Below are 21,706 nucleotides of genomic sequence, written 5' to 3'. Positions count from 1 at the left end.
CGCAGAATCTGTAATTATTTGACAGTAGACTGGATCTCAGGCGCGCGGTGCTTGCGCGGTGGAGCCGCGGACCACCAGTTCCGGCTCGAACAGCAGCTCGTCGGCCGGTACGGAGGTGCCGCCGATCTGCGCGTTGAGCAGCTCGACCGCGGCCTTGCCCATCGACTCGATGGGCTGGCGCACCGTGGTGAGCGGCGGTTCCGTGCAGTTCATCAGCGCGGAGTCGTCGTATCCCACGACGGAGATCTGGGCGGGTACGTCGAGTCCCTTGCGCCGGGCGGCCCGTACGACGCCGAGCGCGAGCGGGTCGCTGGCGCAGATGAAGCCGGTCACCCCGCGGTCGATCAGCTTGGCCCCGGCCGCGTGGCCGCCCTCGATGGAGAAGATCGCCCGGGCCACGTACTCCTCGGGCAGCTCGCCCGCGAGGGCGCGGGCCGCGGCCAGCTTCCGCGCCGACGGCATATGGTCGCCCGGCCCGAGCACCAGGCCGATCCGCTCGTGCCCGAGGGAGGCGAGATGGCGCCAGGCCTGCTCCACGGCGACCGCGTCGTCGCAGGACACCGCGGGGAATCCGAGGTCCTCGATGGCCGCGTTGACCAGCACCACGGGGATCTTGCGGTCCGCGAGCCGCCGGTAGTGGTCGTGCGGCGCGTCCGCCTGCGCGTACAGCCCGCCGGCGAACACGACGCCGGAGACCTGCTGTTGCAGCAGCAGCTCCACGTAGTCCGCCTCGGAGACCCCGCCCTTGGTCTGGGTGCACAGCACCGGGGTGAGCCCGAGTTGCGCCAGCGCGCCGCCGATGGCCTCGGCGAAGGCCGGGAAGATCGGGTTCTGCAGCTCGGGCAGGACCAGGCCCACCAGCCGGGCCCGCTCGCCGCGCAGCTGCGTGGGCCGCTCGTACCCGAGCACATCCAGCGCGGAGAGCACCGCCTGCCGGGTGGCGTCGGACACTCCGGGCTTCCCGTTGAGCACCCGGCTGACCGTGGCCTCACTGACCCCGACCTTCTTCGCCACTTCCGCAAGTCGTCGCGTCATACACGCAAGCCTAGCGCAAGAAACGCAAACTGCTTGCGTAAAGGCAGGCCGACCGCTGCCCTGCTAGAGCCTGCTCTCCGTCGCCGTGTCCGAGGACAGGCGCTGGGCGACGTAGATCGGGAGGACGGACAGGAGCACCAGTACGGCCGCCACGACGTTCACCACGGGGGCCTGCTGCGGTCTGGTCATGTTGTTGAAGATCCAGATGGGCAGGGTCTCGACGCCGGGTCCGGCGGTGAAGGTGGTGACCACGACCTCGTCGAAGGACAGGGCGAAGGCGAGCAGGCCGCCGGCGAACAGGGCCGAGCGCACCAGTGGGAAGGTGACGTCGGCGAAGGCGCGGAAGGTGTTCGCACCGAGGTCCATCGCCGCCTCCTCGTAGGAGCCGGAGGTGCGGCGGAGCCGGGCCACGACGTTGTTGAAGACGACGACGATGCAGAAGGTGGCGTGCCCGACGACCACGGTGAACAGGCCGAGGCCGACGCCGAGCGGCCGGAGCACCGTGGAGAAGGCGGAGTTCAGGGCGATGCCGGTGACGATGCCGGGCAGCGCGATCGGCAGGACGACCGCGAAGGAGAGGGTGTCGCGGCCGAAGAAGCGGTGCCGGGCCACCGCGAAGGCGATGAGCGTGCCGAGGACCAGGGCGATCGCGGTGGCGCCCAGGCCCGCCTTCACCGAGACCCAGACGGCATCGCGCGCTCCCGAGTTGCCCCAGGCCACCGACCACCAGTGCAGGGTCAGGCCGGGCGGCGGCCAACTGGCGCTGCGATCCGGGTTGAGGGAGTTGACGAGGACCAGCAGGAGCGGGACGTAGATCACCGCGAAGCCGAAGGCGGCGGCGGCGCGCAGCGCGATACGCGCGCCACGGGAGAGTTGCATGACGTGGTACACCCCCCTGGGAAGGCTGCCGAGGACGGTCAGAGGCTGCTGAGGGCGCCGGTGCGCCGCATCGCCAGCAGATAGAGCAGGATGACGACGACGGGGACCGTGCCGAGCGCGGCGGCCATGGGCAGGTTGAGTTCGATGTTGGAGTAGACGAGGTTGCCGATCAGCTGGGTCTTGCCGCCGACGATCTGCACGGTGATGTAGTCGCCCAGGCTGAGTGAGAAGGTGAAGACCGACCCGGCGGCGACCGCCGGCAGCACCATCGGCAGGATCACCGACCGGAAGGTGCGCCAGGGGCGCGCCCCGAGGTCGGCGGAGGCGTCGAGCAGGTTGGCCGGAAGCTGCTCCAGCGCGGTGTGGATCGGCAGGATCATGTACGGCAGCCAGAGGTAGGTCAGGGTGAGGAGGGTGGCCGGCAGGCCGAAACCGGGGCCGCTCAGCCCGAACGGCCTCAGCATCCAGTCCGCGAGCCCGCCCTGGGACAGGATCAGCCGCCAGGCGTACACCTTGACCAGGTAACTCGCCCACAGCGGCGTGAGGATGGCGACCACGAGCAGGGGGCGCCACCGGGGCCGGGCGACGCGCGCGGTGCAGAAGGCGAGCGGGAAGGCGATCACCGCGCACAGGGCGGTGACCGCCAGGGCCACGCCGACGCTGCGCAGGATCACCTGGTGGAAGACGGAAGTCGTCAGCAGGGCGCGGAAGTTGTCCACCGACCAGACCTTGACGACCTCGGAGGTGAAGGAGTTCGTCGTCCAGAAGGCGGAGAGGAACAGCACGGTCAGCGAGCCGAGGTACAGCACGGCCAGCCACATCAGCGGGGCGGTCAGCAGCAGGGAGAGGCGCAGCCGGGGGCGGCGGTGCAGCATCCCGGCCAGCCGCCGGACGGTGGCCCTGGAGCCTTGCCGTGCGGCGGCCTGGGCGGTGACGGTCATGGTTCAGCCCTTGATCTCGGTCCAGGCCTGCACCCACTTGGCGTACGGGACGCACTTGACGTCCGTACGACCGTCCAGGCACTGCGGGATCGGCGTGTTCCAGAAGGCGACGCGCTTCCAGTAGGCGGTGTCGGCCGCGTGGTAGGTGGCGCAGAAGTTCTTGTCGCCGGTCTGGTCGCAGGCCTTGGCGTTGGCGGGGGCCTCACCGAAGTACTCGGCCACCTGGGCGTTGGCCTTCGGGGAGACGATCCAGTCCAGCCACTTGTAGGCGCAGTTGGGGTGCTTGGCCTTGGCGGAGATCATCCAGGTGTCGGACCAGCCGGTCGCGCCCTCCTTCGGCACGAACGCCTTGACCTTGGCGCCCTCGGAGGCGGCGAGGTTCACGATCACCTGCCAGGTGGTGCCGACCAGGGAGTCCCCGCTCTTGAAGGCGGAGACCTCCTTGAGGTAGTCGCCCCAGTACTCTCCGACGTCGGCGTTCTGCTTCTTCAGCAGGGCGACGGCGGCGTCGAACTGCTTCTGGTCGAGCGCGTACGGGTCCTTGATCTTCAACTCGGGCCTGGTGGCCTTGAGATACAGGGCGGCGTCGGCGATGTAGATGGGCGAGTCGTAGGCCGTGACGTGGCCCTTGTACGTGGCCGCGTCGTCGAAGACGGCCGACCAGGAGGTGGGCGCGGGCCGCACCTTCTCGGTGTTGTACATCAGCAGGTTGGCGCCGCGGCCGTGCGGGATGCCGTAGGCCTTGCCCTTGACGGAGTTCCAGGCCTGCATCTTCAGGTCGTCGAAGACGTCCTTGTAGTTCGGCACGAGGTCGGTGTTGACCGGGGCGGCGTCGCCGGAGGCGATCAGGCGCAGGGAGGCGTCGCCGGAGGCGGACACGGTGTCGTACTCCCCCGTCTTCATCAGCTTGACCATCTCGTCGGAGCTGGCCGCGACCTTGGAGTGGACCTGGCAGCCGGTCTGCTTCTCGAAGTCGCCGACCCAGTCGACCTTCGGGTCGTTGGAGCCGTCCTCGACGTAGCCGGCCCAGGCGATCACGTTGACCCGGCCCTCGGTCTTGCCGAGTTCGGACTGCGCCTTGAGGTCGGGAGGGTTGAGGCCGGTCGCGGAGTTGCCGCTCCCCGAGTCGGAGGAGCCGCATGCGGTGGCGGCGAGCAGCAGGGTGAGGGCGGCGGCCGTCTGGAGGGTTCGGGTCAGGCGCACGACGTACTCCATGGGTGAGGGGGTGCGGTGCTCAGCGGGCGTCGGGGACCTGGACGGCGTGGCGGCGGTGCCATGCCAGCCGTACCCGGGTGCCGCGGTAGGCGGCGACGTCCTCGGCGGAGGTCTCCAGGTTCTGCTGGAGTGCGGTGAGGCGGCCGCCGGTGTCGAGGTCGACCAGGAAGCGGGTGGAGTCGCCCAGGTAGACGACCTCGGCGACGGTGCCCGTGGCGGTCGCCTGCTCGGGCTCGTCGGCGACGGCGGACTCCTTCAGGACGCGGATCTTCTCCGGCCGGATGCTGTGCGTTCCGGGGGTGCCGAGGATCCGCCGGGCCGACTCGCCCTCGAGGAGGTTGGAGCTGCCGACGAAGGACGCCACGAAGGGGGTCGCCGGGCGTTCGTAGATCTCGGCGGGGGTGCCGACCTGTTCGACGCGGCCCTGGTGGAAGACGGCGATGCGGTCGCTCATCGTCAGGGCCTCCTCCTGGTCGTGGGTGACGAACACGAAGGTGATGCCGACCTCCCGCTGGAGCGCCTTGAGTTCGACCTGCATCTGCTCGCGCAGCTTGAGGTCGAGGGCGCCGAGGGGCTCGTCGAGCAGCAGCACGCGGGGACGGCCGACCAGGGCGCGGGCGAGGGCGACGCGCTGGCGCTGGCCGCCGGAGAGTTCGGCCGGGCGGCGTCCGCCGTAGCCTTCGAGGCGCACCTCGGCGAGGGCCTTGCGGGCGCGGACGAGCCGTTCGGCCTTGGGCACCTTGCGGATCTTCAGGGCATAGGCGACGTTCTGCTCGACGGTCATGTGCGGGAAGAGGGCGTAGTCCTGGAAGACGGTGTGGACGTCCCGTTCGAAGGGGGCGAGGCCGGTGACCTCCTGCCCGGCGAGTTCCACGCGGCCCACGTCCGGGGACTCGAAGCCGGCGATCAGACGCAGGACCGTGGTCTTGCCCGAGCCGGAGGGGCCGAGCATGGAGAAGAACTCCCCGTCCCGGATCTCCAGGTCGACCCCGTCCACGGCGGTCGTCTCCCCGAACGTCCTGCGCAGACCCTGCAGCCGGACGGCAACTCCCCTCATGCGGAACCTTTCTGACGCTCATGAACGTTGAGCGGAAACCTATGAACTCATAGTTCAAAGCTCAAGACCGTCTCTGGGTAAAACTTGGGTCAACTGGCAAGGTGGTGGCCGTGAAGCAGCGACACGTCGAGAACGGGGCCGGGAGCCCGCGCGGGACGGTGGACGCGGGTGAAGCCGGCCCCCGCAGAGTCGTCTTCGCGCCGGTGGAGAGCCGGGCACGGGTGGACGCGGTGGTGCGCAGGATCGGCGACGCCATCGAACTCGGGCTGCTCGCCGAGGGGGAGCAGCTGCCCGGCGAGAGCGAACTGGCCGGGCAGCTCGGTGTGTCCACGGTGACCCTGCGGGAGGCGCTGATGGCGCTGCGGCAGCAGGGTCTGGTCACCACCCGGCGGGGGCGCGGCGGCGGCAGCTTTGTCTCCCTGCCCGAAGTTCCGGGCGAGGAACGGCTGAAGACCCGGCTGCGCGGCTGGAGCACGGAGGAGCTGCGCGACCTCAGCGACCACTGGGCCGCCCTGTCGGGCGCGGCGGCCGGACTGGCGGCCGAGCGCACCGAGTCCGGCGATCTGGGCCCGCTCCTGCGTACCGTCGAGGAGTTGGCGGCGGCCGAGGACGCGGCGGCCCGCAGCCGGGTCTACGGCCGGTTCCATGTGGAACTGGCGGCGGCCGCGCAGTCCGCGCGGCTCACCCGGGAGCAGATCGCGCTCCAGACGGAGGTCGGTGCGCTGCTGTGCCTGGTGCTCGGCGACGACGAATATCGTGAAGAAGTCGCAGATCGTCATCGCGCCGTCGTCTCCGCCGTGCAGGATGGGGCCCGTGATACGGCCCGTACGCTGGCGGAGCGGTGCGTCCAGGAGTCCGCGGCGCGACTCATCGCCGTGCGGCTGGGCCTCTGACGACACGGCGTCCGGCCCTGTCCGCTGGAGGACGCCATGAGCATGAGCCGCGTAGGTGCCGGGGCGGCGACCACGACCCACGAGGCGTGTGCCGGGGAACGTGTCGCCGCGCGCGTGGGCCGCACGCTGGAGGCGGTCTTCGACGCGGTCGCCGAGATCCGCGCCGAGACGGCGGGTCTGCTGGCGCGGGTGGTCGCCGAGGGCCGCGCACCGGCGAGCGCCGACCTCGCCGCGCTGCGGCCGGGGCTGCATCTGCGCCTGGGCCGCGAGGAACTCGTGTCGGGGGCCGGTTTCGTCGCCGCGCCGGGGCTGCTGGCCGACGTGCCGGCCTGGCTGGAGTGGTGGCAGTGCACCGCGCGGGGGGACGTGCGGCCGCTGCTGCTCGACCTGGATCCGCGGCAGTCGGCGTACTCGGACTACACCCACTGGGACTGGTTCGTCCTGCCCCGCGACACCGGGCGGCGGGCCGTCGCCGGGCCCTACGTCGACTACTTGTGCTCCGACGAGTACAGCCTGACCCTGTCCGCGCCGGTCCAGGTGGCGGGCCGTTTCGCGGGCGTGGCCGCGGCCGATGTGTATCTACGGCACTTCGAGGCGGCCGTACTGCCACTGCTGCGCGAACTGCCCGGCCCCGCCCACCTGGTGAACGCCCGCGGCCGCGTGGCGGCCTCCGCCGACCCGGCCCATCTGGCCGGCTCCCTGACCAGGGGCCCGGACTTCTCGGCGGTTCTGGAACGGGGCCACCCCAGAACCCACGACGGAAACCACCTGGTGCCGTGCCGAGGCGTGCCCCTGATCCTGGTGATCAGGCCCTCGTGACCGGGCCGGGATGTCGACGACCGGCGCCCGGAGGGCTCACCGTCTCCGGTCGCCCCCGTGGCCGGAGCGGCCCGGCGCCGTCGGCGACCTGAACGCCGACGGTGCCGGGTCAGCCCTCCGGGGCCGAGACCACGCTCAGGTGGCCGGCCGGACGGCGGGCCCGCCCCGTCCTGCGCCGCACGGGCGCGGGACGGCGGGCCTCGCGGAGGACCAGGGTGAGGCGGGTGTAGCCGAGGTCCTGGAGGGTCGCCGGGGTCTCCTCGATGATGCGGCACTCGGTGGCGCCCCAGCGCGGGTCCGGGTGCAGCAGGGGACGCACCGAGCCGTCGGACACGACCGCCGTCTCGCCGACCGCGCGGAGCCAGTGCGGCAGCCCCTGCCGGTACGCGGCCTCCATGATGGGGTCCTCGGCGATGTCCTGGAGGATGGCCTGAAGTCCGTGGTCGTGGCCACTGCGCTCCACCGTGGCGGCGAAGTGCGCCAGCATCGGCAGGCACCAGCGGGACTCGTGCTCGCCGAGGACCGTGCCCGCGTCCGGGTGGAACAGCACGAACCGGAGGAAGTTGTCGCCCGGCATGGCCGTCGGGTGCGGACCGACGCCACGGAAGAGTGACGTGAAAGCGCTGTTGGTCAGGACCACGTCCCAGGCGTGGTCGACGACGAGGGACGGGAAGGGGACGGCCTCCAGGAACGTGGTGTAGTCCCGGAGGTAGGCCTGCGCCTCGGAACGAACGGGGACGGCCCGCGGCGCCGGCCGCTGCCCTCCTGCCTGATGTGCCATCGGGAGGTCACCCCTCTTGCCTCTGCGGCCTTCACGCGGCGCCTTGATCCTGCTTCCCCTCCGTGAGGCGTGTCAACTATCGTGGCATTCCATGCCGGTTGACGGCTGAAATTGGCCACAGTTGTGGCGAGACCTGGATGCGAGTTCGAACGACCGGTTACTCTCCGGGAAGTTCACGGCACCCCGCCTTTGTGAGAAGCCTGTGAGAGACGTAGGAGATCTGTCGGTGACGGATGGCATCGAGGATCCGGGCGCCACGGCCTCGGCCGTGCTGCCGGCCGTCGTCGCACGCGTCACCGCGCTGGCCGACCGGCTCGACGTGCCCCAGGCGGAGGTCTTCGACGTCGGCCGCCTGTCCGCGGCCTGCGGCGTGCCGGAGCCCGTGGTCAGAACCCTGCTGAGCGGCCGGACCGCGGGCGAGCCGGACGTGCAGGCCCGCTTCCTGCAACGGCTCGGCCTGCTGCGCCGCACCCGGCTCAAGCCCAACGGGCGCCGCTACACCCAGCAGGAGATCGCCGACGGCGCGAGCATGTCGCGGCAGCAGGCGGGCGCCCTCATCAACGGCGACCGGCGCCCCACCATGGAGCACTGCGACGCCATCCAGCGGTTCTTCCGGGTGCACGCCGGATTCCTCACCGCCGAGGACCCCGAGGCGCTCGCGGGGGCCCTTCAGCACACCGAGCAGGAACTCCTCCAGCGGCTCGCCGACCGCGAGCGGGAGGCGGAGACGGCCGCCGACGACCCGCTGGAGCGGCTGCTCCAGGACCACGGCGTGCGCGGAATCGCCTGGCGGGCCGCGCAGCTGCCCACCGACCAGCACCGCGACAAGGTCGCCGAGTGGCTGGACATGCTTCTGGAGAGCGTCAAGCGGCCCGAGTAGTGATGCCGAAAAGACGCGTGCGCATCGGCAGGGACACGCGCCGGCTGTGCGCCGATCCGGTCGGCGAGGTGACACTGCCGGCCCGGGCCCGGCCCGCCGGCCCGTACGCCGCGCTGTGCGAGGCGATGAGCCGGCGCCGCGGCGGCCCGTCCGCTTCCGTACGGCCGCCTTCCCGCCCGGAACCGCCGGCGGGCTGTGGCCCGACATGACCGACCAGGACCTGGTCCTCGTCGAGAAACGCACCGCCCCCGACCACCAGTTGGTGATCCTCGGCCACGAGCTGCGGCACATGCGGGCCGGGCACCGCGGCCATCACGAGGACGGTGCCGGGGTCGCCACACGCCTGCTCGACGACGGCACCGATCTCCGGGCGGCCGTGCGCCATGCCGCCGCGCGCAGCCGGTTCGCCCTCGCCGAGGAGGAGGCGAAGAGCTTCGGTCTGCCGCCGGCCGGCAAGTTCCGTACGTGGCTCGCGGGTTCGTCCCTGCGCGGGCCGGTGCGGCGCGACCATCCGGCCGGGCGGATCGAGGCGTCCCTCGGCTACCTGGGGCGGCGGGTGGAAGGGGACGGCCCGGGCAGGAACCGGCCGTAGGGGCAAGATGTCCGAGGCGCCCGGGGTTTGATTCGCCTGAGCTGAGTGGGCGAACCGGCGCGGAGCGCGAGGGCATTGTCAGTGGTGGGCGGCAAGCTGGAGGCCGCGCCACCGCCGTGCGGAGGCGCCGTGCGCCGTCCGGGCGACCGGGCGCGCGACCGTGTGACGCCGAAACCGGGGAGAGCGATCCATGCCCACCGTCGTACTGACCGACCACGAACGCACCGCCGTCCAGGCCTATCTCAGGCTCCTGCACACGGTTCGCGCTGCCTTCGACAGCCCTCCGGGCGGCGCCCGCCCACCGGTGGTCCCGCCCTCCGTGCTCGCCGAGGCGGAACAGGCGCTGGCCCGGGCGGGCCTGACGGGCAACGAGGAGGCGTTCTTCCGGCTTCTGCACAGCTGGTGCCCGGGGCCGTGACCCCTCAGGCGCGCGGGACCGTCACCGCGGTGACCACCAGGCCCTGACGCACGGTCCAGCGCCCCTCGAAGTGGCCGAGGCGCCGTCCGTCGACCAGGGGGCCCGGGACGAGGAGCCGGGCGCGGAATTCGCCGCGCGACGCCGGGCCCGCGGCGGTGCTCACCTCGACGTCCGCCTCCTCGAAGTCCAGCCACTTGCCGGTGAGCGGGAACCAGGCCTTGTAGACGGACTCCTTCGCGCTGAACAGCAGCCGGTCCCAGTGCACACCGGGGTGCAGCGCGGCCAACCGCGCCAGACGCCGTGCCTCGGCGGGCAGGGCGATGGTGGACAGCACGCCCTCGGGGAGCGGAGCGTGCGGTTCGGCGTCGATGCCGAGGGAGGCCAGGTCGGTGGCGCGGACCAGGGCGGCGGCGCGGTAGCCCTCGCAGTGGGTCATGCTGCCCGCCAGCCCCTCCGGCCAGCGCGGGGCGCCCCGCTCGCCGGGCAGCACGGGCCGCGGCGGCACGCCGAGCTTCTCCATGGCGACGCGGGCGCAGGCGCGCACGCCGGCGAACTCGCGCCGGCGCTTGCCGACCGCCCGCGCCACCGCCGCCTGCTCCTCGGGGTGCAGCGGGGCCAGGTCGGTCTCGTCGTCGCCGTACGCCTCCACGGCCACCACCGAGTCCGGCAGCAACTCCTCGATCACCGGGTTCCGACCTCCAGGGGAAGAATGGGGCGCAGCCTGCCCGGGGGGTCCTTGCGCTTGCGCCACTCTCGGGGGTACCCGACCGACACCTCCTCGAAGCGGACGCCCTCGTGGTGGGTGGTCCGCGGAATGTGGAGGTGGCCGTAGACCACGGCGGCCGCGCGGAATCTGCGGTGCCAGTCGGCGGTGCGCCGGGTGCCGCACCACATGGCGAACTCCGGGTACCACAGGACGTCCGTCGGGTGCCGGTGGAGCGGGTAGTGGTTGACGAGCACGGTCGGCAGGTCGCCGGGGAGTGCGGCGAGTCTGCGTTCGGTCTCGGCGACTCGGGCCGCGCACCAGGCCTCGCGAGTCGGATACGGGTCCGGATGCAGCAGGAACTCGTCCGAGCAGACCACGCCCGTGCCGTGCGCGTAGGCCAGTCCCTCGTCCTTGGTCGCGCAGCCGGCCGGCAGGAAGGAGTAGTCGTAGAGCAGGAACAGCGGTGCCACGGCCACCGGGCCGCCCGGCCCGTCCCAGACCGGGTAGGGGTCCTCGGGCGTCGTCACGCCCAGTTCGCGGCACAGCTCGACCAGGTGCTCGTAGCGGGCGACGCCACGCAGGGTGACGGTGTCGCGCGGATGGGTCCACAGCTCGTGGTTGCCGGGGACCCAGACCACCTTGCGGAACCGGCCCGCCAGTGTCTTCAGGGCCCAGCGGATGTCGGCGACGGTCTCCGCGACGTCGCCGGCCACGAGCAGCCAGTCGTCCTCCCGTTCCGGGGCCATCCGCTCGACCAGGGCGCGGTTCTCGCTGTAGCCGATGTGCAGGTCGCTGATGGCGAGCAGCCGCCCGGCCTCACCGGCCTTCCCCGTCACCTCTCGCCCCCTGTCGCCCACATCATGGGCACCACAAGAGCACATCCGGCGGCACGGAGACAAGCGCGGCCCGCGGCGGTCGTGGACGTTGCGCCACAGGGGGTCGGGCGGTGCCTCCGTGTGGCACGACCCGGTCTGCGGAAGTCGTATGATCACCCCAACACCGCCGCCTCAACTCCCTTTCGCGCAGGGCGGCTTGGTGTCCCTCCTTCCCCTCTGGCCGGGCTCGGCCCACTTCGCCCTGCCCGCGACCCCCCGAAAGGCGGCCCGCATGGTCTCCCGCGTACGCGTCTGGCTCAACCGCACGTACGCGGAGAACGTCTTCTTCATGGATCAGCTGCGGAGAAATCCCGGCGACCGGACCGTCGAGATCCATGCCACGCACGGCGACGCCGACTCGCCCGTGCTGGCCGCCGCCGACACCGCGGAGCTCGAACCGGAGGGCCTGTCCCCCGCCGCCTACGTCGAGTACGCGCTGGACCAGTGCGCGCGGCGCGGCATCGACGTGTTCGTGCCGCGGCTGAACCAGGCCGCGATCGTGGCGCACCGCGCCGACTTCGCGGCCGCGGGCACCGCGCTGCTCGCGCCGACGCCGGAGGCGGTGGCCGTCTTCGCGGACAAGGCGACGGCGTACGAGGCGGCCCGGTCGATCGGCGTACCGGTGCCGCCGTGGTGGCGGGTCCGCACGGCCTGCGAACTCGTGACCGCGGTAACAGCGTTGGAGGAGTCCGGGCATCTGGCGTGCTTCAAGCCCGCGGCAGGTGCGGGCGGCGTCGGCTTCCGCGTCATCACGCGCGCGCCCTTCTCACTGAGGCAGCTGAGCGGCTTCCCCGGCCCGCACGTCCCGCTGGACCTGGTCCTGCGGGCCCTGGAGCAGGCGGACGGTCCGGTGGACTGGCTGGTGATGCCCCGGCTGGAGCAGCCGGAGGTGTCGGTCGACTGCCTGACCGGGCCGGACAACCGGATCCGGCTGGCCGTGGGGCGCACCAAGAACGGCCGCCGCCGCGGCTTCACGCTGCACGAGCAGTGGCTGGAGCCCGCCCGGCGGATCGCGGAGGGCTTCGGGCTGCACTATCTGTCCAACATCCAGTTCCGGATGTACGGCGACCGCCCGGTACTGCTGGATGTGAACCCGCGCCCGGCGGGCGGACTGCACCAGCTCGCGCAGTGCGGGGTCAACGCCCCGTGGGCCGCCGTGCAGTTGGCGCTCGGTGAGGATCAGGGGGTGGTGGCGCCGCCGTTCCTCGGGCAGGACTACACGGTGGTGTCGGGGCCGCGTCCGCTGCGGCCGGAGGCGATGGTCCGGCCGCGGAGCGAGATGCCCGCACAAGCGACCGTGGCCCGCACGGGGGCCCCGGCGTAGCGGCCCCTCCGGGATCGGTAGGGACCAATCACGGCGTCATGTCTTGACACCCGGATTGGTCCATACCAACTTGGTTGCGCACCTCCTGCACGGCCCGCCCTGCACCTCTCTGCACCTCTGTGCCTCCCGAACACCCCCATATCTTCAGGGAGATAGCGTGCGCGACACATTGAGACGTCCCGGACGTCGGTTCCTCGCCCTGCTCGGCTCCGCGGCCCTGGCGCTCGCCGGGGCCATCGCCCTGCCGGGCACGGCCCACGCGGCCAACATCCTGAACAACCCCGGCTTCGAGTCGGGCGGCCTCTCCCCCTGGACCTGCACCGGCAACCTCGGTTCGGTGGTCTCCTCCCCCGTGCACGGCGGCTCCAAGGCCCTCGCCGGCGCGGTGACGTCGAGCGACAACGCCCAGTGCACCCAGACCGTCCCGGTCCAGCCCAACACGACGTACAAGCTGAGCGGCTGGGTGCGCGGCTCCTATGTCTACCTCGGCGTCGACGGCGGCGCCTCGACCTGGACCTCGTCCCCGTCGGCGTACAGCCAGTTGTCGGTCTCCTTCACCACCGGCGCCGGCCAGACCAGCGCGACCGTCTACGTCCACGGCTGGTACGCGCAGGGCACCTACTACGCCGACGACATCAGCCTGGACGGCCCCGGCGGTGGCGGCGGCGACACCCAGGCGCCCACCGCGCCGGCGGGCCTGACCTCCACCGGCAAGACGTCCTCCAGCGTGTCGCTGAAGTGGAACGCCGCCACGGACAACGTCGGCGTCACGGCGTACGACGTCTACAGCGGCGCCGGCCAGGTGCTGAGCGTCTCCGGTACGTCCGCCACGGTGAGCGGCCTGTCGCCGAGCACCTCCTACACCTTCACGGTCAAGGCGCGCGACGCCGCCGGGAACGTCTCCGGCGCCTCCAACTCCGTCACGGTCACCACCGACGCGGGCAGCGGCGGCGGTGGCGGCGGCTTCAAGCAGGCGGCTCCGTACCTGTACGAGGGCTGGGGCAGCCCACCGAGCGCGACCTCGGTGATGAGCACGACCGGCATCAAGTGGTTCACGATGGCGTTCGTGCTCGACTCGGGCGGCTGCACCCCGTCCTGGGACAGCCAGCGGCCGCTGACCGGCGGCGTCGACCAGACCGCCATCAACCAGATCCGCTCGGCGGGCGGTGACGTCGTCCCCTCGTTCGGCGGCTGGAGCGGCAGCAAGCTCGGGGCCAACTGCTCCTCCGCGAGCGCGCTCGCCGGGGCGATCCAGAAGGTGATCGACGCCTACGGCCTGAAGGCGGTCGACATGGACGTCGAGAACTCGGACGAGTTCGAGAACGAGGCCGTGCAGGCCAAGATCCTCACCGCACTCAAGACGGTCAAGGCCAACAACCCCGGTCTCAAGACGATCGTCACCTTCGGCACCTCGACGACCGGCCCGACCTACTACGGCAACCGGCTCATCGAGCAGGCCAAGTCGCTGAACGCGGACATCGACGTCTTCACCATCATGCCGTTCGACTTCGGCGGCGGCGCGGACATGTACGGCAACACCGTGAACGCGGCCGAGGGCCTGAAGGCCAAGCTGAAGTCGACCTTCGGCTGGGACGACGCCACCGCCTACTCCCACATCGGCATCTCCGGCATGAACGGCCTGTCCGACCAGCAGGAGAACACGACCCCGGCGATCTGGACCCAGGTACGGGACTGGGCCAACGGCCACCACATCGCACGGCTCGCCTTCTGGTCGGTCAACCGCGACCGGCCCTGCCCGGGCGGCGGCGTGGCGGAGAACTGCTCCGGCATCAGCCAGAACAACTGGCAGTTCACCTCGATTACGGCGGGCTTCACCGGCTGAGCCCACAACCAGTCGCATACCGCACGCCGTTGACGTCCCCCCGGGTCCCCGGACCTGGGGGGACGCCCTCTTCGGGCTTCTTCCGGGACCGCTTCCGGGACTTCGTCCGCAACTTCTTCCGGTTTTTTTCCGCCGGGGGTGTATCAGGGCCCGGACCAGCGACTCTCAAGGGTGGGGGAACGGGGAAGACGGGGGACCACGGGGGACCACGGGGGAAACGGGGGACGGGGGGTCGGGGCGGTCGGTCGCCGTACGGGGGAGCGACCGGCCGGCCCGGCGGACTACCTGAGATACGCCAGGCCGGGATGGACGGCGAGGTAGCCGTCGACGAGCCGGCGGGCGACGTTCACGGAGTCGACCAGCGGGTGCAGCGCGAAGGCCTTCACGGCCGTCGCACGGGAGCCCGTCCCCGCCGCGGCGAGCACCTCCCGCTCGACCGCCTTGACCGCGCAGACCAGCCCGGTCGCGTGCCCGGGCAGCGGGCCGACCGAAACCGGGTGGGCGCCGTTCGCGTCGACCAGGCAGGGCACCTCGACGACGGCCTCGGCGTCCAGCGCCGAAAGGGTGTCCCGGTTGCGGACGTTGAGGATCAGCGTGGTGCGCTCGTCGCGGGCGATGGCCCGCATCAGGGCGAGGGCGACCTTCTCGTAGCCGCCGGAGAGGTCGTCGGCTTCCCGCTCCCCCGCCCCCGCCGCCTCGCGGTTCTCCGCCATGTAGGTGGCCTCGCGCTCGGCGCGGGTGCGGTTCCAGGCCGGGAGGGCGGCGGCCTGCGGATCCCGCAACTCCTCGTAGAACCGGGCCTGCTGGTCGCGCAGGAAGGCGCCGCGGGTCTTCCCGGGCCCCTGGTGGGCCTGTACGGCCTCGCGGTTGAAGTAGTAGTAGTGCAGGTACTCGTTGGGGATCGCGCCCAGCGACCGGAGCCATTCGGCGCCGAAGAGCCTGCCCTCCTCGAAGGAGCCGAGCAGTTCGGGGTCGGCGAGCAGGCGCGGGAGTTCGTCGCGGCCGTCCACGCGCAGTCCGCGCACCCAGCCGAGGTGGTTGAGGCCGGCGTAGTCGATCCACGCCCGCCCGGGGTCCGCGCCCAGCACCCGGGCGATGCGCCGGCCGAGGCCGACCGGCGAGTCGCAGATGCCGATCACCCGGTCGCCGAGGTGACGGGACATGGCCTCGGTGACCAGTCCGGCCGGGTTGGTGAAGTTGATGACCCAGGCGTCGGGTGCCAGCCGGGCCACCCGCCGGGCGATCCCGACGGCGACGGGTACCGTGCGCAGTCCGTAGGCGATGCCGCCCGCGCCCACCGTCTCCTGGCCGAGCACGCCCTCGGCGAGCGCCACCCGCTCGTCGTCCGCGCGCCCCTCCAGGCCGCCGACGCGGATGGCGGAGAACACGAAGTCGGCGCCGCGCAGGGCCTCGTCCAGGTCGGTGGTGGCCCGCACCACCGGCGCGTCCGGTGCCCCGGCGGCCTGTTCGGCCAGCACCCTGGTGACCGCGGACAGCCGTCCGGCGTCCAGGTCGTGCAGGACGACCTCGGTGACCCGGCCCTCGGCACGGTCGGCGAGCAGTGCCCCGTACACCAGCGGCACGCGGAATCCGCCGCCGCCCAGAATCGTCAGCCTCACGCCTGCACCCTACGTCCACGTCCGCCCCCGCGCCGGGGGCCGGTGACGCGGGCCAGGGACACGTCGGACGTCCGTTCTGTTGTGGTGAAGCCTTGAACTCCCGTTCCGCGCAAGGACTTTCTCTGTTTCAACTCTTGACGGTGGCGGAGCCCGGGGGCACATTGGCCGCGCAAACACGATTGAGAGCGCTCTCACGACCTCCCCGTACGTGTTGGAGCAAGGCATCCGAGCACCCCCACTCCGTACCCGAGAGGCACCCCCCATGAGTGAACCCCCCGTCGCACCCGCCGATACGCGCCGCAGACGTTCCGTGCGGCGCGCGCTCGTCGCCGCCCTCGGCACACTCGGCCTGGCGGCGGCCGCCGCCACCGCCGGGACCCTGCCCGCGAACGCCTCCGCCCCCACACCCCCGTCGGGCTGGACACAGGTCTTCCTCGACGACTTCGACGGCCCGGCCGGTAGCGGTGTCAACACTGCCAACTGGCAGTACGACATCGGCACTTCGTACCTGGGCGGCGCCGCCAACTGGGGTACCGGCGAGGTCGAGACGATGACCTCCAGCACCAGCAACGTCTCCCTGGACGGCAGCGGCAACCTGCTCATCACCCCGCGCCGGGACGCCTCCGGCAACTGGACCTCGGGACGTATCGAGACCAAGCGCACCGACTTCCAGCCCCCGTCCGGCGGCAAGCTGCGCGTGCAGGCCCGTATCCAGATGCCCAACGTCACCGGCGCCGCGGCCAAGGGGTACTGGCCCGCCTTCTGGACGCTGGGCGCGCCCTTCCGCGGCAACTACTGGAACTGGCCCGGGGTCGGCGAGCTGGACATCATGGAGAACGTCCAGGGCCTCAACACCAACTGGGCGACCATGCACTGCGGCACCAACCCGGACGGGCCGTGCAAGGAGACGACGGGCATCGGCGGTTCGGCGTCGTGCACGGGCAGCACCTGCCAGGCCGGCTTCCACACCTACGCGATGGAGTGGGACAGGTCGACCGGCCCCGAGGAGATCCGCTTCTACCTCGACGACGTCAACTTCCACACCGTGCGAGCCAACCAGGTGGACGCGACGACCTGGGCCAACGCCACCAACCACGGGTACTTCGTCATCCTGAACGTGGCGATGGGCGGCGGCTTCCCCGGCGCGTTCGGCGGCGGCCCCGACGGCGGCACCGAGCCCGGCCACCCGATGACCGTGGACTACGTGCAGGTGCTCCAGTCCTCCGGCGGTGGGAGCGGTACGACACCTCCCCCGTCCGGCAACCGGGACGCCTACAGCCCCATCCAGGCCGAGTCCTACGACAGCCAGAGCGGCGTCGTCACCGAGTCGACCACCGACACCGGCGGCGGCCAGAACATCGGCTCCGTCGCAAACGGCGACTGGGCCCTCTACAAGGGCGTGAACTTCGGCTCCACCGCGGCCCGGCAGTTCTACGCGCGGGTCGCCAGCGGCGCCGCGAGCGGGGTCAGTGGACTGGTCGAGGTGCGCCTGGACAGCCGCGCCAACGCCCCCATCGGCAGCTTCGCGCTGGCCAACACGGGAGGCTGGCAGTCCTGGAGGACGGTCCCGGCGAACATCAGCCCGGTGACCGGCACCCACGACGTGTACCTCACCTTCAGCAGCGGCCAGCCGGCGGACTTCGTGAACGTCAACTGGTTCGACTTCGGTCACTGACCGGCACGCGTCTCCGGGCGCCGGGGCTCCACGCACGCGCGTGGGGCCCCGGTGCCGTGTCGTGACCCGTGCCGTGGCCGCTGCCGTGCCTTGCCGTCGGCGACGTGCGTCGCGTATCGCGTGCCGTGTGTCGTGTGTCGTGTGTCGTGTGTCGTGTGCATGATCCGAACGTGGCATGGAAGACGCTCACCGTGATCGAAGCAGCCATGACCGCGGCAGTCGTGACCGCGGCAACCCCGGGGTACCTGTCCGGCGCGGGCGCCTCCACCCTGGCGGGTCCGCCGATCGAGGTGAAGGATCCGCCATACGAGGACACCCTGTATTACGAGGACACCCTGTAGACGGACGAGCCGGTCGCGCCCGGCACGGTGATCACCACACCGAAGGCCACGCCGCAAGGCGACCTGCCGGGCGCGGTGGCCAGGTCCCTCGACAGCAAGGGAGTTGACGCGGAATGAGCAAGAAGCCCACCGAGGTGGCGACGCAGGCCTCCCGGGCGACCGATACCGGGCCCCCGTCCGCCGCGGCCGCCCGCGGCCGGACGCCGACCGCGGCCACGAAGCCCACGGCCCCGAGCCCCGGTCCCGGCCCCACGGACAGCCAGGCGTCGGCGACCACCCACGCCCAGGCGCCGGAGTCGCGGTCCGCACCGCCCGACCGCAAGGCCCCCACCGGGGCCACAGCCTCCCGCAGCAAGGAAGACCAGGCACCGGACGCGGGTGCCGATGTCCGGGTGCCGGTGGCGCCGGCCGCCGATTGGGTGAATCCGCTGCGTGATCCCCGGGACCGGCGGCTGCCGCGCATCGCGGGGCCGTCCGGACTCGTGATCTTCGGCGTCACCGGGGACCTGTCACGTAAGAAGCTGATGCCCGCCGTGTACGACCTGGCCAACCGCGGGCTGCTGCCGCCGGGCTTCTCCCTGGTCGGCTTCGCCCGGCGGGACTGGGAGGACCAGGACTTCGCGCGGGTGGTGCACGACGCGGTGCAGGAGCACGCTCGTACGCCGTTCCGCGAGGAGGTCTGGCAGCAGCTCTCCGAGGGCATGCGGTTCGTCCCCGGCGACTTCGACGACGACACGGCGTTCAAGCACCTGCGCGCGGCGGTGGAGAACCTGGACTCCTCGCGCGGTACGGGCGGCAACTTCGCCTTCTACCTCTCCGTACCGCCGAGGTTCTTCCCCAAGGTCGTGCAGCAGCTGAAGAAGCACGGCCTGGCGGAGGGGCCGCAGGGCTCCTGGAGGCGAGCGGTCATCGAAAAGCCGTTCGGTCACGACCTGGCCAGCGCCCGGGAGCTGAACCGGATCGTGCACGAGGTGTTCGACCCGGAGCAGGTCTTCCGCATCGACCACTACCTGGGCAAGGAGACCGTCCAGAACATCCTGGCGCTGCGTTTCGCCAACCAGATGTACGAGCCGGTCTGGAACCGCTCCTACGTCGATCATGTGCAGATCACCATGGCCGAGGACATCGGCATCGGCGGCCGGGCCGGCTACTACGACGGCATCGGCGCCGCCCGCGACGTACTCCAGAACCACCTGCTGCAACTGATGGCGCTCACCACGATGGAGGAACCCATCGCCTTCGACGCCGAGGCGCTGCTCACCGAGAAACTGAAGGTGCTGAAGTCGGTGCGGCTGCCCGAGGACCTGGGCACCCACACCGTGCGCGCCCAGTACGCGACGGGCTGGCAGGGCGGCAGGCAGGTCGCCGGCTACCTCCAGGAGGAGGGCATCAACGCGCGGTCGAAGACCGACACCTACGCGGCGCTGCGCCTGGAGATCGACAACCGCCGCTGGGCCGGTGTCCCGTTCTACCTGCGCACCGGCAAGCGCCTGGGCCGCCGGGTCACCGAGATCGCGGTCGTCTTCCAGCGGGCCCCGCACTCCCCCTTCGACACCACCGCCACCGAGGAACTGGGCGAGAACGCGATCGTGATCCGCGTCCAGCCGGACGAGGGCATGACGGTCCGCTTCGGCTCGAAGGTGCCCGGCACCTCCATGGAGATCCGGGACGTGACGATGGACTTCGCCTACGGCGAGTCCTTCACGGAGTCCAGCCCGGAGGCCTACGAACGCCTCATCCTGGACGTGCTGCTCGGCGACGCGAACCTGTTCCCCCGCACCCAGGAAGTGGAAGAGTCCTGGAGGATCCTCGACCCGGTGGAGGCGTACTGGGACGACCACGGCAGGCCGGCGCAGTACCCGTCGGGCACGTGGGGTCCGCCGGAAGCCGACGAGATGCTCGCACGAGACGGACGGAGCTGGCGCAGGCCATGAAGATCGACCTCACCGACACCACAGCGGGAGACATCAACAAGGCGCTGGTGCGGGGCCGCCGCGCCATCGGCACACCCGCCGTGGGCATGGTCCTGACGATGGTCATCGTCACGGACGAGGAGAACGCCTACGACTCGCTGAGGGCCGCCGAGGAGGCCTCTCACGAGCACCCCTCGCGCACCCTGCTCGTCATCAAGCGGCACACCCGTACGCTGCGGGACCGCACGCACTCCCGGCTGGACGCGGAGGTGCGGGTCGGCTCCGAGGCCGGCACGGGCGAGACGGTCGTGCTGCGCACCTACGGCGAGGTGTCCGACCACGCCGACTCGGTGGTGCTGCCGCTGCTGCTGCCGGACGCGCCGGTCGTCGTCTGGTGGCCGGTGGACGCGCCCGAGAACCCCTCGAAGGACCCGCTGGGCAAGCTGGCGCAGCGCAGGATCACCGACCTGTACGCCTTCGAGCGACCGCTGGAGATCCTCCAGACGCGCGCGCGCAACTACGCCCCCGGCGACACCGACCTCGCCTGGACCCGGCTCACCCTGTGGCGCTCGATGCTGGCCGCGGCCCTGGACCAGGCCCGGATGCGGGTGACCTCGGCGGCCGTGGAGGCCGAGGCGGACAACCCGAGCGCGGAGCTGCTGGCCCGCTGGCTGGAGGCCCGGCTGGACGTGCGCACGGACCGCGTGGTCTCGGGCGGCCCGGTCGTCACGGCCGTACGGCTGGGCACCGACAACGGCGAGGTCGTCATCGACCGGCCCGAGGGCCCGCTGGCCACGCTGACCCTGCCGGGCCAGCCGCCGCGCACCCTCGCGCTGAAGGTCCGCCCGCTCTCCGAACTCATCGCCGAGGAGCTGCGCCGCCTCGACGCCGACGAGATGTACGCCGTCGCCCTGCGCGGCGAGGGCGCCAAGGAGACCGTCTGAATGTCCGACATCCAGGAAGTGAACTGACATGGCATCGATGCAGTTGGGTCTCGTCGGCCTCGGCAAGATGGGCGGCAACATGCGGGAACGCCTCCGCAACGCCGGCATCACCGTGGTGGGCTACGACCGCGATCCGGACCTCTCCGACGTGGACAACCTGGTCGATCTCGTGGACCGGCTCGAGGCACCGCGCACGGTCTGGGTGATGGTGCCTGCCGGTGCCGCCACCCAGGGTGTCATCGACCAGTTGGCGACCCTGCTCAAGCCCGGCGACATCGTCGTCGACGGCGGCAACTCCCGGTGGACGGACGACGAGAAGCACGCCAAGCAGCTGCGCGCGCGGGACATCGGCTTCGTCGACGCGGGCGTCTCCGGGGGCGTGTGGGGCCTGAAGAACGGCTACGCGCTGATGGTGGGCGGCGACAAGGAGCACGTCCGGTGGCTGGAGCCGATCTTCGACGCGCTCAAGCCACAGGGTCCGTACGGCTTCGTCCACGCGGGCAAGGTGGGCGCGGGCCACTTCGCGAAGATGGTCCACAACGGCATCGAGTACGCGATGATGCAGGCCTACGCCGAGGGCTGGGAGCTGCTGGAGAAGGTCGACTCGGTCACCGACGTGCGCGAGGTGTTCCGCTCCTGGACACAGGGCACCGTCATCCGCTCCTGGCTGCTGGACCTCGCCGTCGACGCCCTGGACGACGACGAGCACCTGGAGAAGCTGCGCGGCTACGCGGAGGACTCCGGCGAGGGCCGCTGGACGGTGGAGGCCGGCATCGACAACGCCGTGCCGATGCCGGCCATCACCTCCGCCCTGTTCGCGCGGTTCGCCTCCCGGCAGGAGGACTCCCCGCAGATGAAGATGGTCTCGGCGCTGCGCAACCAGTTCGGCGGTCACGCGGTGGAGGCGGCACCGGAGGAACGGACGAAGAAGGACTGACGCTCGGCCCACCGCCGGT

Annotated in this window: 20 protein-coding genes and 1 pseudogene; 12 read left to right on the top strand and 9 right to left on the bottom strand. The window is 71.5% G+C overall.

The genetic code is table 11. The features are described 5' to 3' along the window. Positions 1-36: 36 nt before the first annotated feature. The 5 genes from ACIQFZ_RS17225 to ACIQFZ_RS17205 form a co-directional block, all read right to left on the bottom strand. Positions 37-1,035, bottom strand: coding sequence for a LacI family DNA-binding transcriptional regulator (locus ACIQFZ_RS17225; protein WP_383056869.1), 999 nt, complete (start codon positions 1,033-1,035; stop codon positions 37-39). Positions 1,036-1,098: 63 nt separating this feature from the next. Beyond that, positions 1,099-1,914 carry an ABC transporter permease gene (locus ACIQFZ_RS17220; protein ID WP_383056868.1) on the bottom strand — a complete coding sequence of 272 codons (816 nt, stop codon included), beginning with the start codon at positions 1,912-1,914 and terminating at the stop codon, positions 1,099-1,101. 38 nt (positions 1,915-1,952) lie between these two features. Next, the gene (locus tag ACIQFZ_RS17215) at positions 1,953-2,855 is read right to left on the bottom strand and encodes an ABC transporter permease (RefSeq protein WP_365418728.1); all 903 of its coding nucleotides are present in this window, start codon (positions 2,853-2,855) and stop codon (positions 1,953-1,955) included. 3 nt (positions 2,856-2,858) lie between these two features. Then, positions 2,859-4,058, bottom strand: coding sequence for an ABC transporter substrate-binding protein (locus ACIQFZ_RS17210; RefSeq protein WP_376651184.1), 1,200 nt, complete (start codon positions 4,056-4,058; stop codon positions 2,859-2,861). Between the two features lie 31 nt (positions 4,059-4,089). Then, on the bottom strand, positions 4,090-5,127 hold the full coding sequence (locus ACIQFZ_RS17205) for an ABC transporter ATP-binding protein (RefSeq protein ID WP_365418723.1): 1,038 nt from the start codon (positions 5,125-5,127) through the stop codon (positions 4,090-4,092). A gap of 158 nt (positions 5,128-5,285) precedes the next feature. On the opposite strand from ACIQFZ_RS17205, the gene ACIQFZ_RS17200 reads away from it, so the two are divergent. Then, positions 5,286-6,020, top strand: coding sequence for a GntR family transcriptional regulator (locus tag ACIQFZ_RS17200; protein ID WP_365418786.1), 735 nt, complete (start codon positions 5,286-5,288; stop codon positions 6,018-6,020). A 42-nt stretch (positions 6,021-6,062) separates the two neighbouring features. Beyond that, the gene (locus ACIQFZ_RS17195; RefSeq protein ID WP_402691570.1) at positions 6,063-6,839 is read left to right on the top strand and encodes a cache domain-containing protein; all 777 of its coding nucleotides are present in this window, start codon (positions 6,063-6,065) and stop codon (positions 6,837-6,839) included. A gap of 109 nt (positions 6,840-6,948) precedes the next feature. Here the strand turns inward: ACIQFZ_RS17195 and ACIQFZ_RS17190 are convergent, their stop codons facing one another. Next, positions 6,949-7,620, bottom strand: coding sequence for a hypothetical protein (locus ACIQFZ_RS17190; RefSeq protein ID WP_365775228.1), 672 nt, complete (start codon positions 7,618-7,620; stop codon positions 6,949-6,951). Positions 7,621-7,846: 226 nt separating this feature from the next. Between ACIQFZ_RS17190 and ACIQFZ_RS17185 the strand changes: the two genes are divergently transcribed. From ACIQFZ_RS17185 to ACIQFZ_RS17175, 3 genes and pseudogenes are all read left to right on the top strand, one after another. Then, positions 7,847-8,500 (top strand): helix-turn-helix domain-containing protein, encoded by a 654-nt coding sequence (locus ACIQFZ_RS17185; protein WP_402691569.1) that lies wholly within the window; start codon positions 7,847-7,849, stop codon positions 8,498-8,500. Between the two features lie 2 nt (positions 8,501-8,502). Beyond that, positions 8,503-9,092, top strand: a pseudogene (locus ACIQFZ_RS17180) (toxin-antitoxin system, toxin component). A 190-nt stretch (positions 9,093-9,282) separates the two neighbouring features. After that, on the top strand, positions 9,283-9,510 hold the full coding sequence (locus tag ACIQFZ_RS17175) for a hypothetical protein (RefSeq protein WP_402691568.1): 228 nt from the start codon (positions 9,283-9,285) through the stop codon (positions 9,508-9,510). A 4-nt stretch (positions 9,511-9,514) separates the two neighbouring features. Here the strand turns inward: ACIQFZ_RS17175 and ACIQFZ_RS17170 are convergent, their stop codons facing one another. Together ACIQFZ_RS17170 and ACIQFZ_RS17165 are read right to left on the bottom strand one after the other, a co-directional pair. Continuing rightward, positions 9,515-10,195, bottom strand: coding sequence for a 4'-phosphopantetheinyl transferase (locus ACIQFZ_RS17170; protein WP_383056861.1), 681 nt, complete (start codon positions 10,193-10,195; stop codon positions 9,515-9,517). Further along, the gene (locus ACIQFZ_RS17165) at positions 10,192-11,052 is read right to left on the bottom strand and encodes a metallophosphoesterase family protein (protein ID WP_402691567.1); all 861 of its coding nucleotides are present in this window, start codon (positions 11,050-11,052) and stop codon (positions 10,192-10,194) included. Before ACIQFZ_RS17165 ends, ACIQFZ_RS17170 begins: the two co-directional genes overlap by 4 nt. A gap of 271 nt (positions 11,053-11,323) precedes the next feature. On the opposite strand from ACIQFZ_RS17165, the gene ACIQFZ_RS17160 reads away from it, so the two are divergent. Continuing rightward, positions 11,324-12,415, top strand: a complete 1,092-nt coding sequence (locus ACIQFZ_RS17160; RefSeq protein ID WP_402691609.1) for an ATP-grasp domain-containing protein — start codon at positions 11,324-11,326, stop codon at positions 12,413-12,415. Positions 12,416-12,572: 157 nt separating this feature from the next. After that, on the top strand, positions 12,573-14,258 hold the full coding sequence (locus ACIQFZ_RS17155) for a carbohydrate binding domain-containing protein (protein ID WP_402691566.1): 1,686 nt from the start codon (positions 12,573-12,575) through the stop codon (positions 14,256-14,258). Positions 14,259-14,539: 281 nt separating this feature from the next. Here the strand turns inward: ACIQFZ_RS17155 and ACIQFZ_RS17150 are convergent, their stop codons facing one another. Further along, positions 14,540-15,877: a 6-phospho-beta-glucosidase gene (locus ACIQFZ_RS17150; protein ID WP_402691565.1), complete on the bottom strand. Its 1,338-nt coding sequence runs from the start codon at positions 15,875-15,877 to the stop codon at positions 14,540-14,542. 262 nt (positions 15,878-16,139) lie between these two features. Here ACIQFZ_RS17150 and ACIQFZ_RS17145 point away from each other — a divergent pair, with 262 nt between their 5' ends. From ACIQFZ_RS17145 to gnd, 5 genes are all read left to right on the top strand, one after another. Continuing rightward, a complete protein-coding gene (locus ACIQFZ_RS17145) occupies positions 16,140-17,552 on the top strand; it encodes a glycoside hydrolase family 16 protein (protein WP_402691564.1) in 1,413 nt (470 codons plus the stop codon). A gap of 170 nt (positions 17,553-17,722) precedes the next feature. After that, on the top strand, positions 17,723-17,893 hold the full coding sequence (locus tag ACIQFZ_RS17140; RefSeq protein ID WP_365429722.1) for a hypothetical protein: 171 nt from the start codon (positions 17,723-17,725) through the stop codon (positions 17,891-17,893). A gap of 113 nt (positions 17,894-18,006) precedes the next feature. Continuing rightward, positions 18,007-19,827 (top strand): glucose-6-phosphate dehydrogenase, encoded by a 1,821-nt coding sequence (gene zwf, locus ACIQFZ_RS17135; RefSeq protein ID WP_402691563.1) that lies wholly within the window; start codon positions 18,007-18,009, stop codon positions 19,825-19,827. After that, positions 19,824-20,750 carry a glucose-6-phosphate dehydrogenase assembly protein OpcA gene (opcA, locus tag ACIQFZ_RS17130; RefSeq protein ID WP_365429720.1) on the top strand — a complete coding sequence of 309 codons (927 nt, stop codon included), beginning with the start codon at positions 19,824-19,826 and terminating at the stop codon, positions 20,748-20,750. Before zwf ends, opcA begins: the two co-directional genes overlap by 4 nt. Before the next feature lie 37 nt (positions 20,751-20,787). Continuing rightward, a complete protein-coding gene (gene gnd / locus ACIQFZ_RS17125) occupies positions 20,788-21,687 on the top strand; it encodes a phosphogluconate dehydrogenase (NAD(+)-dependent, decarboxylating) (RefSeq protein ID WP_383056889.1) in 900 nt (299 codons plus the stop codon). The last annotated feature ends 19 nt before the right edge of the window (positions 21,688-21,706 follow it).

It is taken from the genome of Streptomyces sp. NPDC093064 (genome assembly GCF_044754605.1).
In the GTDB taxonomy this organism is placed as follows: domain Bacteria; phylum Actinomycetota; class Actinomycetes; order Streptomycetales; family Streptomycetaceae; genus Streptomyces.
The sequence above is the reverse complement of the archived record's forward strand: the minus strand, read 5'-3'. Positions and strand labels throughout refer to the sequence as shown.

Bases quoted from the DNA above. Each gene is read 5' to 3' on its own strand.
- ACIQFZ_RS17225 (WP_383056869.1), bottom strand. From the start codon at position 1,035: ATGACGCGACGACTTGCGGAAGTGGCGAAGAAGGTCGGGGTCAGTGAG.
- ACIQFZ_RS17220 (WP_383056868.1), bottom strand. From the start codon at position 1,914: ATGCAACTCTCCCGTGGCGCGCGTATCGCGCTGCGCGCCGCCGCCGCC.
- ACIQFZ_RS17215 (WP_365418728.1), bottom strand. From the start codon at position 2,855: ATGACCGTCACCGCCCAGGCCGCCGCACGGCAAGGCTCCAGGGCCACC.
- ACIQFZ_RS17205 (WP_365418723.1), bottom strand. From the start codon at position 5,127: ATGAGGGGAGTTGCCGTCCGGCTGCAGGGTCTGCGCAGGACGTTCGGG.
- ACIQFZ_RS17195 (WP_402691570.1), top strand. From the start codon at position 6,063: ATGAGCCGCGTAGGTGCCGGGGCGGCGACCACGACCCACGAGGCGTGT.
- ACIQFZ_RS17190 (WP_365775228.1), bottom strand. From the start codon at position 7,620: ATGGCACATCAGGCAGGAGGGCAGCGGCCGGCGCCGCGGGCCGTCCCC.
- ACIQFZ_RS17175 (WP_402691568.1), top strand. From the start codon at position 9,283: ATGCCCACCGTCGTACTGACCGACCACGAACGCACCGCCGTCCAGGCC.
- ACIQFZ_RS17160 (WP_402691609.1), top strand. From the start codon at position 11,324: ATGGTCTCCCGCGTACGCGTCTGGCTCAACCGCACGTACGCGGAGAAC.
- ACIQFZ_RS17145 (WP_402691564.1), top strand. From the start codon at position 16,140: ATGAGTGAACCCCCCGTCGCACCCGCCGATACGCGCCGCAGACGTTCC.
- zwf (WP_402691563.1), top strand. From the start codon at position 18,007: ATGAGCAAGAAGCCCACCGAGGTGGCGACGCAGGCCTCCCGGGCGACC.
- opcA (WP_365429720.1), top strand. From the start codon at position 19,824: ATGAAGATCGACCTCACCGACACCACAGCGGGAGACATCAACAAGGCG.
- gnd (WP_383056889.1), top strand. From the start codon at position 20,788: ATGCAGTTGGGTCTCGTCGGCCTCGGCAAGATGGGCGGCAACATGCGG.